This window comes from Methylomonas koyamae (assembly GCF_006483455.1).
Lineage (GTDB): Bacteria > Pseudomonadota > Gammaproteobacteria > Methylococcales > Methylomonadaceae > Methylomonas > Methylomonas koyamae_B.
This window is the reverse complement of the sequence record NZ_PPPU01000068.1, coordinates 1-2,411: the sequence shown is the minus strand read 5'-3', so window position 1 is coordinate 2,411 and position 2,411 is coordinate 1. Positions and strand designations below refer to the sequence as shown.

The 2,411-nt window shown below is 54.1% G+C and carries 1 protein-coding gene; it reads right to left on the bottom strand.

The window, feature by feature from the left end:
* Positions 1–2,232: MCP four helix bundle domain-containing protein (locus tag C2U68_RS20515; RefSeq protein ID WP_140914336.1), on the bottom strand; the 2,232-nt coding region annotated here is incomplete at its 3' end.
* Positions 2,233–2,411: the final 179 nt, after the last annotated feature.

Sequence of the window (2,411 nt, the reverse complement as noted above, 5' to 3'; positions counted from 1 at the left end):
TTTGCGGAAGTCGCCTTGGTGTTTGCTGGCGTCGGCCCGGGTCGACAGTTTGCCTTCCACTGCCGCTTGCGCCAGCAGGTTGGCGTCCGCCACCAGGGCGTTCACCGCATCAATACAGGTGTTGAGGTTGTTTTTGATGACGTTGAAGTCGCCGTTGTAGCTGTCCGTGATTTTGGCCGGGATGGCGCCGCGCGAGATTTTGTCGACGTAGTCCGCCGCCACGTTGAGCGGGCCGATCACGGCATCCAGGGTGTTGTTTACGCCTTGGACGATTTTGCGGTAGTCGCCTTGGTATTGGCTGGCGTCGGCGCGGGTGGCCAGGCGGCCTTCGATCGCGGCTTTTTCCAGGGCGGCGGCTTCCGCCACCATGTTGCTGATGGCGTCGATGCAGTTGTTCAGGTTGTTTTTGATGGTGTTGAAGTCGCCGTTGTAGTGGTCGCTGATTTTGGCCGGGATGGCGCCTTTGGCGATGTTGTCGACGTAGTCGGCAGCAACGTTGAGCGGGCCGATCACGGCGTCCAGGGTATGGTTGACGCCTTCCACCACTTTGCGGAAGTCGCCTTGGTGTTTGCTGGCGTCGGCTCGGGTCGACAGTTTGCCTTCCACCGCCGCTTGCGCCAGCAGGTTGGCGTCCGCCACCAGGGCGTTCACCGCATCAATACAGGTGTTCAGGTTGTTTTTGATGACGTTGAAGTCGCCGTTGTAGCTGTCCGTGATTTTGGCCGGGATGGCGCCGCGCGAGATTTTGTCGACGTAGTCCGCCGCCACGTTGAGCGGGCCGATCACGGCATCCAGGGTGTTGTTCACGCCTTGGACGATTTTACGGTAGTCGCCTTGGTATTGGCTGGCGTCGGCACGGGTGGCCAGGCGGCCTTCGATCGCGGCTTTTTCCAGGGCGGCGGCTTCCGCCACCATGTTGCTGATGGCGTCGATGCAGTTGTTCAGGTTGTTTTTGATGGTGTTGAAGTCGCCGTTGTAGTGGTCGCTGATTTTGGCCGGGATGGCGCCTTTGGAGATGTTGTCGACGTAGTCGGCGGCGACGTTGAGCGGGCCGATCACGGCGTCCAGGGTGTGGTTGACGCCTTCGACAATTTTACGGAAATCACCTTGGTGTTTGTTAGCGTCGGCACGGGTCGACAGGCGGCCCTCTACGGCTGCGGTCGAGAGCATCTCAGCGTCGGTAACCAATGCTCTGATGTTATTTCTAACCAAATCAATCGTGTCGTTGATGAACTTTTTCTTACCAGGCAACTTCTCGACATCGGCGTCCAGATTACCTTTACCGAATTCCATGAAACAATTCACAGCCATTTTTTTAACCGCGATATGGCCCTTAACCATCTCGTTAACACCTTTCGCCACGGCTTTAAAACTGCCATGAAATTTAGCGGTATCCACGACAACATCGATATCGCCTTTTTCGTGTTCGATCGCCATGTGATCCATTTCGGCCAGCAAAGCTTTAATGTTGTCGCTCAGGCTTTTCATGTTGGCCATGACGCTGGTTTGATCGCCGGCTTTCAAGCTAATCATGGTACTCAAGTCGCCTTGCGAGATCTTGTAAGCCAGATCCGCCACGAAAGCAGGTTCGCCGCCCAATTGCCTCATCAGACTGCGCGCGATGAATAGTCCGAGCAAGCCCATCACCGCAATAGCCAATACCGCAATGATTGTAGAAACCAGAACAGCAGATGATTTGATCGAGATAGCCTCGTCCGACGAATTTTTTCCCAAGCGCTGGTTATATTCGCTATGGCTTTTGAATGCGCTCAGCATTTTGTCGACTGTCGCTTGGTTCGCCATCATTAAATCGCGAGCTTCGCCGTTTTTATTCTGTCTAGACAAGTCGCGCACTTTGGTGCTCAGTTTGTCGTACTCCGCCAGCCGGGCTCTATCTTCCTGAAGCAAACGCTTGTCTTCGTCATCCGCCAGCATTGGCTCGTAATCTTTCAGCAACTTATCGATATTTCGGCGTCTGGTTTCGATTTCTCGTTCGACGCTCTGCATCGCCGAATCGTCGGTCTCTGTCAGATGCTGCCAAACGTGGGCGCGAACACCGGATATTTCGCCGACGATATCGTTCAGCAGCAATACGCTAGGCAAGGTGTTGACGGTATTGAAATTAGTCGCGGTATAAACTCTGTCGATCTGGACATAATTAAAGCCCGCCAACCCGGCCAGACCCAATACGGCCGAACCGATTAATATCAACAAACGCTGTGTGACTGTCATGATGAATCCTCGTTAAAAAACAATAATCTTTGATTCCATCCGCGTTCCTGAAACGGCGCAGCATTCCCGCCGCGGCCCAAACAACGTTCCTTGCGCCAGCCACTACAAAGCTTTTATTTCTGTTTTGGTTTGGCGTTTGTCGCAGTTATTCTTTCGCTTGCCTCCTAGAAACGTTCGAA